6 protein-coding genes, 1 tRNA gene and 1 pseudogene are annotated in these 8,286 nt (G+C 70.8%); 4 read left to right on the top strand and 4 right to left on the bottom strand.

Annotation, left to right across the window (positions count from 1 at the left end):
• Positions 1-161: 161 nt before the first annotated feature.
• Positions 162-785, bottom strand: coding sequence for a response regulator (locus IG54_RS43210; protein WP_420712303.1), 624 nt, complete (start codon positions 783-785; stop codon positions 162-164).
• Between the two features lie 151 nt (positions 786-936).
• Here IG54_RS43210 and IG54_RS0131940 point away from each other — a divergent pair.
• Positions 937-1,008, top strand: a tRNA-Arg gene (locus IG54_RS0131940).
• A 408-nt stretch (positions 1,009-1,416) separates the two neighbouring features.
• Entirely contained in the window at positions 1,417-1,968 is a 552-nt protein-coding gene (locus IG54_RS42290) for a hypothetical protein (RefSeq protein ID WP_158708965.1), read from the top strand.
• A 3-nt stretch (positions 1,969-1,971) separates the two neighbouring features.
• On the opposite strand, the gene IG54_RS0131935 is transcribed toward IG54_RS42290, so the two are convergent.
• The 3 genes and pseudogenes from IG54_RS0131935 to IG54_RS0131925 all read right to left on the bottom strand — a co-directional run bounded on the left by IG54_RS0131935 (position 1,972) and on the right by IG54_RS0131925 (position 4,936).
• Positions 1,972-2,529: a DUF1772 domain-containing protein gene (locus IG54_RS0131935; protein ID WP_051820226.1), complete on the bottom strand. Its 558-nt coding sequence runs from the start codon at positions 2,527-2,529 to the stop codon at positions 1,972-1,974.
• A gap of 553 nt (positions 2,530-3,082) precedes the next feature.
• Positions 3,083-3,731, bottom strand: a pseudogene (locus IG54_RS43205) (response regulator).
• Entirely contained in the window at positions 3,716-4,936 is a 1,221-nt protein-coding gene (locus tag IG54_RS0131925; protein ID WP_030792703.1) for a sensor histidine kinase, read from the bottom strand. The pseudogene IG54_RS43205 and the gene IG54_RS0131925 overlap by 16 nt, the downstream one beginning before the upstream one ends.
• Before the next feature lie 265 nt (positions 4,937-5,201).
• Between IG54_RS0131925 and IG54_RS0131920 the strand changes: the two genes are divergently transcribed.
• Both IG54_RS0131920 and IG54_RS0131915 read left to right on the top strand, forming a co-directional pair.
• A complete protein-coding gene (locus IG54_RS0131920; RefSeq protein WP_234336421.1) occupies positions 5,202-5,885 on the top strand; it encodes an ABC transporter ATP-binding protein in 684 nt (227 codons plus the stop codon).
• Positions 5,885-8,284, top strand: coding sequence for an ABC transporter permease (locus tag IG54_RS0131915; protein ID WP_078594747.1), 2,400 nt, complete (start codon positions 5,885-5,887; stop codon positions 8,282-8,284). Before IG54_RS0131920 ends, IG54_RS0131915 begins: the two co-directional genes overlap by 1 nt.
• Positions 8,285-8,286: the final 2 nt, after the last annotated feature.

The raw sequence follows: 8,286 nt of genomic DNA, 5'->3' as shown, positions 1-8,286 counted from the left end.
GTCTTGGGATGTGGACGGGGTGGGGTGGGGGCGGGGTGGGGGGCTAGGTTCGCGATCCCCCGCGGGGAGGGCGTCGGGGCATCCGCCTCCCCGGAGGTCGGCTGCTGGGCCTGGGGGCTCGGGGCCGGGCTGGCGGGCGGGCGGGGAGCTGGGGGCCTGGGTCAGCCGCCCGGGCGGGCGACGGGCTCGGCTTCGCCGGGGAGGCCGTTGCTGCCGCCACCACCACCGCCACCGTCACCGCCGGGGCAGCGGCTCCCCACGGGATCGAGCCCGTGACCGGCCTGACTTGCTTCACCGGCCTGGCTAGCCTGACCGGCTGGCTTCGCGTGACCGGTCAAACCCCCGCGACCATCGGGACCAACCCGACGCCCCATCAATTGCCGCACCACGTCCACGAGTTCGCTCGGTTCAAAGGGCTTGGCGAGGAAGGCGTCGACGCCGACCTCCAGGCCGCTTTCGACCTCGTACTGCGTACAGGCGCTGATGATGACGACGGGCAGATCCCGGGTCCGCGCGTCGGCGCGCAGCCGTTCGGCGGTGCGCAGACCGTCGAGCCGGGGCATCACGACGTCGAGGGTGACCACGTCGGGCCGCACTTGATGGACGACGTCCAGGCACTCGGCACCATCAGCCGCGGTCACGACCTCGAAGCCCTCCAGCTCGAGGTTGACCCTGATCAGTTGCCGAATGACCTTGTTGTCGTCCACAACAAGCACGCGGCCGGGCACGGCTGACACAACTCGAGAGTAGGTCTCCGCCCGCCGCCGCGTCCCGGTTTTCCCCACTTCCGCCCCACGAGAGCCGCCCCACCCGCACGTGCGGGCCGCCGCCCGCGGGCCCTCACCTCCCTGCCCCCGGAGCGTGGAAATACCTGTTCATGGGCAGCCCCGGAGAGCTGGTAGGGTTCTACCCGCCGCCGCGCAACCGCGACGATACGCCCCCGTAGCTCAGGGGATAGAGCAACGGCCTCCGGAGCCGTGTGCGCAGGTTCGAATCCTGCCGGGGGCACCTTGTATGAGGTGCCCAAGACCCCGTCATCAGCGGAAACGCTGAGGGTGGGGTCTTCGCGTATGTGCAGCGGCCGTATGCCGGAGTCCGTGGAACCCGACTTCCGGCCAGGTCTCAGGTGGCTCCGGCTCGGACTGGCACCCTGCGCGGCGCTCGTTCTCGCCCCGCAAGCTCGTCAACCAGGGCCCTCTGGCGGGCACACGCCGTAGATGGTCGCCCGCCCGTCGAACAGCACCATCCACCGGTGGACCGCCGGCACGGTGGGCCAACGGCCTCATGTCCGGCTCAAGCAATACCCAGGTACAGCCCGCCCGCAGACCCTTATCGAATAGGCGCTGATCGACTGCCGGCCCGTGCAGAATCGTTTTGCTTGGTCAGCCCGGTATCCCTGTTTCTGGATTGCCTCACGTGATCTCACTTGACAAAAGGCATAACACTGTCCTGTTTCCAGTACTTGTGCTCAAAGCAGCCCTCGCCATAGCCTTAAAACAGGCGAAGCAGGCACCTGCTGAGCGGCGCGACCTGGCATATCAGGTGCCGGGGGAGGGAATGCACGTGGGGGAATGGAAATGGGTACAGGCAGCCGAGCGGCATCTTGAGGAGTCCGAATTCCTCAATGAGCATGAGACGGCCGCCAAGGTCGGAAAAGTCACAGGTCGAGTCGCACTAACTGTCGCATCCGGTGCTGGTGTCGCCTACCTCGGCGCGACTGCTGCCGCAGCCAACGTCGGGACTTGGGTAGCCGGTCAGCAAGCCGCAATGGCCGTGGCCGCTCCGTCTGCGGGATTGCTCGCGCAGAAAGCGGCTTACGAAGTCGGTAAAGGGGTTGGAGAGAAAGCCCGGGGTGCTCTCCTGAGTAATCTCGCGACCAGCGCCTGGACGCTTGGTGGACTGGCTGGGGCGTATGCGGGCGCCGGATGCGAAGCTGGTCTCGACTGGCTGGCGAATCAGCTGCCGTAACCCTCAACCCAGTCTCACCGGGCTCCCCTTGGGCATCGGCCGTTCAGTGGTGTCGCTTCCGTTTGTGCGGTGTGCGCCGTGCGCGACCAGTGCCCAGAGCAGGGCCGCGAACGCCGCTATGTGCAGCACGGCTCGGACGGTGTTCCAGGTGGCCCACTTGTTCTCGAAGTCCGCGCGGGTCTCCGCCAGGTGTCTGATGTGGTCGGGGTCTCCCGCGTTCGCGAGTTGGTCGTTCAGGGGGACGTTGATGGCGCTGGTGACCACGAAGGCCGCCAGGTACAGGGCCAGGGCCGCGATCAGCCAGGGCAGGGCCGGGCGGCCCTCTTCTCGCCAGGACAGGAACACCGCCAGGCCCAGGAGAGGGAGCGAGCCCATGAACGGGAGCATGAAGGCCGGGTTGATGATGGCCTTGTTGATGCTCTGCATCGCCTCGACGAGCGTGTGGTCGGACGATCGGGCCAGGCCGGGCATGACCGCGTAGGAGAAGGCGGCGAAGAGTCCGGCCATCAGCCCGGTGGAGAGGGTGACGGCGAGCAACACGCCGGTCTGTAGGTGCTTCATACTGCCCTACCTTCTTGAGTGCGTCCCAGAAGTTCCGGCTGGGTTCCGGATCGCGTCGGCGACGCGGTGCACTTCTGGCGCCGCCACGGCTCTGGCGTCGCCACGGCGCGGCCTCGACTATCGATCACCGTACGATTCGCGGCAACCGCCTTTCCTGTAGGGCGCGTTAACCTTGCGGTTAATGCCGTTGAGGGGTGGGTGCCGAGGCTGCATTTCGGGCGGACCGCCGAGCGGTTGCGCGTCTCGCCGGCCACCAACAGCGAGGATCTGCGGCCCGTACTCGCCGCGTTCTCGTCCCGCGGCCCCGGCTGCCACGTACGGATCCGCGCCATGGGTTACGACGATCCGTTCTCCGCCCTGCGCCGCGGCGCCGTCGACGTCCTGCTCGCCTGGCCGAGCGGGCGGCCGATCGCCGAGGGGCCGCCGCGGGCGACGGCACGCAGTTGCTCGCCATCGTCACCAGCGGGGAAGCGACTACATCCCCATCCGCGACCTCGCCGTCGACGCGGGCCGCTCAGGACGCAGGAAGGCGCTCGGGGCGGCAGGAAGCCGCTCAGGACCGCAGGAACGCGAGGACCGCGAGGACCCGGCGGTGCCCCTCGGTGGCCACCGGCAGGTCGAGCTTGGCGAAGATGTTGCCGATGTGCTTGTTCACGGCGGCCTCGCTGATGAACAACTCCCCTGCGACGGCCGCGTTGGTGCGGCCCTGCGCGATCAGGCCGAGCACCTCGCGCTCCCGGGGGCTCAGCCCTTCCAGGGGGGTCCTTCCGCAACCGTACGAGCTGCTGGATCACCTCCGGGTCCACCACCGTCCCGCCGACGGCGATCCGGTCGATGGCAGCCGTGAAGTCGGCGACCGCGGCCACCCGTTCCTTGAGCAGGTAGCCGACGCCGGCGCCGCCGCCCGAGTCCAACAGGCCGAGCGCGTACGAGCGTTCCACGTACTGGCTGAGCACCAGCACCGGCAACCCGGGGAACTCCTCCCGGAGTTGCACCGCCGCCCTCAGCCCGTCGTCGCTCAGCGTCGGCGGCATCCGTACGTCGGTGACGATCAGGTCGGGCCGCTCGGTGCGCGCGGCCGCGACCAGGGCCTCGGCGTCGCCGACCGCCGCCACCACCTCGTGCCCGACCCGCTGCAACAGCCCGACCAGGCCTTCGCGCAACAAGACGGCGTCCTCTGCCACGATCAGGCGAAGCGACACGGAACCTCCACGTGCAACAGGGTGGGACCACCGACCGGACTCGACACCCGCATACGGCCGTCGAGCGCCTTGACCCGGTCGGCGAGGCCGGTCACGCCGCTGCCCGCTGCCGGGTCCACGCCGCCGTGCCCGTCGTCCGTGATGTCGAAGATCAGTAGATCGGCATGGTAGCGACCGCGCACCTGCGCCCTCGCGGCCCCGCTGTGCTTGGCGATGTTCGTCATGGCCTCGTTGATGAGGTAGTACATGGTCGTCTCGATCTTCCTGGGCAGCTTCTCGGGCAGCCGCAGGTCCACCGTGACCGGGATCGGGAACCGGGCGGCGTAGTCCTCGATCGCCGCGACCAGCCCGTGATCGGCCAGTACGGGCGGATTGAGCCCCCGGATCAGGGCCCGCAGCTCCTGGTGGGCGGTGGACAGCTGGGCCTCCGCCTGCGTGAGCAGTTCGGCCTGCGGGGAGTGGGGAGGGGTCTCCAGGCGCAGCATCCCGAGGGTCATTCCCAGGGACACCAGCCGTTGCTGCGCCCCGTCATGCAGATCGCGTTCGATCCGTACCCGTTCCGCGTCGAAGGTGTCCAGCAGGCGTACCTGCGAGGCGCGCACCTCGCGCAGTTCCTCCGCCAGCTCCCGGTCGCGCGGGGCGAGGAAGGTGCGGGCCATCGCCGCCCGCGCCCCCGCCCACGAGGTCACCGTGTACGGCGAGGCGAGCAGCACGACCGCCGAGAAGATCGCCCAGGGCCAGGTCTCGCCGTCCAGAGAGCTGAGGAAGACGGCCGGCAGCCCGAAGCAGAAGAGCAGCACCATCAGGTCCACCCACCACAGCCCCGCCGACGAGATGAGCGTGAACACCAGCTCCCGCCACGTCACCTGCTCCTTGATCCGGGTCGCCACCCACGCCCTGGTGCCCTGCCCGTCCGGGCGCCGGTGCGGGTCCGGCAGCCGGTCCAGGTCCACCAGCCGCAGCCGTTGGCGCTCCAGCCTCGCCACCACCGTGGAGGCCGTGACCAGCCCCGCGAGGGGGGCGATCCCTATCAGCACCAGCAGCAGCGCCAGCCCGGCCGCCAGCCCGACGGCGAAGATCACCACCGCCGCCGTACCCACCAGAACACCGCTGCTCAGATAGGCCAGGGACCTCCAGGGCCAGCTCGATGTCAGAAAGCTCAGGGGACGCTGAGCCATGGCCTGCCAGGCCGTCGTGGGACGCATGTGGTCACCGTAGCCCGGGAGTTCGGGTGATCCAGGTAGAGCTGGCACTACCCCGGAAGTAGAGAGCGGGCCAGTGCCCGCGGGTCCCCTCGTGCAGTGAGATCGACGCATGACGACAGCGGCGACAACGGCGACAGCAGCGACACAGACGAAAGGGGGGACAGCGGGGACAGCGGCAGCAACTACCACTGCGAGGCAGGCCTCCGTGCAGGACGCGGTCGAACTCCACGGCGTGCGCAAGGTCCACGGCTCGGGCGACCACGCGGTGACCGCGCTGGACAGCGTCTCCATCGGCTTTCCCCGCGGCACCTTCACCGCGATCATGGGCCCCTCCGGTTCAGGGAAGTCGACCCTGCTCCAGTGCGCGGCCGGACTGGAGCAGCCGACCGAAGGACGGATCGTTCTCGCCGGTGTCGACATCGGCGGGCAGAGCGAGAAGCAGCGCACCGAACTGCGCCGCGAGCACATCGGCTTCGTCTTCCAGGCCTTCAACCTCGTCGAGTCGCTGACGGCGGCACAGAACGTGGAGCTGCCTTCCCGGTTCGCCGGCCGCAAGGTCGGACCCGAGCAGGTCGCGGGCGCGCTCGCCTCGGTCGGTCTGGCCGACCGTGCGAGCCACCGGCCCAGTCAGCTCTCCGGCGGCCAGCAGCAGCGCGTGGCCCTCGCCCGGGCCCTGGTCACCCGCCCCGACGTCCTCTTCGCGGACGAGCCCACCGGCGCCCTGGACACCGTCACCTCCAAGGAAGTACTGCGGATGATGCGGATGCTGGTCGACCAGGAGGGCCAGACCACGCTGATGGTCACCCACGACCCGGTGGCGGCCTCCGTGGCCGACGTCGTCGTCTTCATCAAGGACGGCCGGATCGCCGACCGTATCCCGCTGGACGGGGACTCCCAGAGCGACAACGCCGCCGCGGTCGCCGCCCACATGGCCCGGCTGGAGGCGTGATGCTGATCCTCGCGAACGTACGCGAACGCTGGTCGGGCTTCCTCGGGGCCTTCCTCGCCGTCATGGTCGGCGTGGCCCTCATCACCACGACCCTGGTCATCTACGACTCCTCCCGCCCCGACGTCCAGGACCGTTACGCGGGCGCCGCCGCCCTGGCCCTGCCCCGGCAGGCCCTCGACCAGGAGGGCAGCCCCGAGGACCGGATGCCGTGGAGCCGGGCCGAGGCCGCTCCGATCCGGGCCGGGCTCGACGCCGTCCCCGGAGTCGCCACCGTCGTGGTGGACCGCTCCTTCTACGCCCAGGCCCTGAAGGGCGGCAAGCCCGTCGCCGACGAGGGTGCCGCAGAGGCGGGGCACGGCTGGGGCAGCGCGCGGATGGCGCCCTACCGGCTCGTCTCCGGCCGAGCCCCCGGCGGGAACGGCGAGGTCGTGGTCGACCGCGCCCTGGGCGTGGCAGCGGGCAGCGAACTCACCGTCAACATCACCGAGGGCCGCAAGCGGTTCACCGTCGTCGGCACCGTCGACGGCCCCGGCTACTACTTCAGCGACGCCTTCGCAGCCGAGCAGCAGCCCGGCGTCGGCGCCCTCGCCCTCATCGCGGACAGGGGAGCGTCCGCCGCCGCCATCGCGTCCGGCGCGCGGCAGGCGCTCGGCGACCGGGGCGACGTCCTGGCCGGTGACGCCCGCTCCGCACTCCAGCCCCAGTACGTCGAGCACCAGCGCAATCTCGGCGTCCAGCTCATCGGCGCCATGGCCGCCCTCGGCCTGTTCACCACGGTCTTCGTCGTCGCCTCCATGCTGGTCCTGTCGACCGGCATGCGCCGCAGGGAGATCGGCCTGCTGCGCACCATCGGCGCCGCACCCGGCCAGATCCGCCGCATGATCCTCGGTGAGGCCGCCGTGGTGGGCCTGCTCGGTTCGCTCGTCGGCTGCCTGGCCGGTGTCGCCGCCACCCCGGTCCTGCGCGACATCCTCAAGGGCCTTGACGTCACCCCGCCGGGCATGGAGGTCACCGTCGCCGCCTGGCCGCTGCTCACCGCCTCCGCGGTCGGCATCGGCGTGAGCGTCATCGGGGCCTGGGCCGCCGGCCGCAAGGCCGCGAAGGTGGCCCCCATCGAGGCCCTCCTGGACAGCCGCTCCGCCAACGACGGGATGGGGCGCGGGCGTTGGATCGCCGGGCTGTCCGTCCTCGGCCTGGGTGCCGTCCTCGCCGTCGGCACCGCCACCACCGGCGCCGACAACCGCGTCAGCATGGCGCTCCTCGCGACGATGACGCTCATCGTCGCCGCCGCGCTGCTGGCGCCCGCCCTCGTCGGCCCCGTCGGCCGCCTCCTCACCGCCCCGTTCCACAAGCGCGGCTCGGCCGCTCCCGTCCTGATCCGCTCCGAACTCGCCGCCAACTCCCGCCGCGCCGCGTCCCTGGTGGCTCCCGTGATCGCCGCCGTCGGCTTCGCGGTCCTGCTCAGCGGGGCGGTCGAGACGATGCGGGCGGCCTACCCGGCGGGCGAGGCGCGCAAGGTCGCCGGCCAGACGATCGTCACCTCGGACGGCACCCCCGGCAACACCGATGAGGTCGTCGCCGCCAACCCCGTCGGCAAGGCCTCCCTGCCGACCCGCGCGTTCGTCGGCGAGGAGCGGACCGTCCTGGACGTACTCGGCACCCGGGACGCCCGGTGGAACAAGCCGGGAGAGGCCGTGCTCGGCCGGCGCACCGCCGACGGCCTCGGCCTGGAGGAGGGCCAGAGCGTCCGCGTCCGGTTCGCCGACGGCGCGAGCGTGACCCTGAGGATCAGCGAGGTCCTGGCCGACGATCCGGCCCGCGGTGACTTCGTGGTCGCCCGTGACCTGGTCCGCGCCCACGACCCGGCCGCGCTCACCGACGACATCTTCGTCCCAGCCGGAAGCAGGGCTTCCGCCGCGGTCCCCGGGACCGTTCTGCACGACGCCATGCGGTACGCGCTCGATGACTACAACACCGACGCCAAGCTCACCGACTCCCTGGCCACGATGCTCATCGTGATCGCCGTCGGCTACAGCGTGATCGCCGTCGCCAACAGCATGGCCATGGCGGCCCACGGCCGCCGCCGCGACTACGCGGTGATGAAGTCGGCGGGCGGCACCGTCCGCCAGCTCCTCAGGCTGGCGGCGGCCGAGACCGCGGTACTGGTGGCCGTCGGCGCGGGCCTGGGTGTCCTGGTGACGCTGCCCCCGCTGGCGGGCATGGCTTCCGGCCTCTCGCAGGCCACGTCGTCCGATGTCGGTCTGCGTCTGGACAGCGGAGCCGTCCTCACGGCGATCATCGCGACCCTGGCCGCGGCCGTGCAACGCGATGGGGGCGCCCCCTGCTCGAGCGAAGCCGAGAGCTTGGGGAAGTGCCAGACCCCGCGGCCCGCGGCATGATC

Source organism: Streptomyces sp. NRRL S-920 (genome assembly GCF_000717945.1).
Taxonomy (GTDB): Bacteria; Actinomycetota; Actinomycetes; order Streptomycetales; family Streptomycetaceae; genus Streptomyces; species Streptomyces alboniger.
Note: the sequence above shows the minus strand (reverse complement) of the source record. Positions and strands in the feature narration are given on the sequence as shown.

Coding starts and splice junctions, on each gene's coding strand:
- IG54_RS0131925 (WP_030792703.1), bottom strand. CDS start 4,936: ATGCGTCCCACGACGGCCTGGCAGGCCATGGCTCAGCGTCCCCTGAGC.
- IG54_RS0131915 (WP_078594747.1), top strand. CDS start 5,885: ATGCTGATCCTCGCGAACGTACGCGAACGCTGGTCGGGCTTCCTCGGG.
- IG54_RS0131935 (WP_051820226.1), bottom strand. CDS start 2,529: ATGAAGCACCTACAGACCGGCGTGTTGCTCGCCGTCACCCTCTCCACC.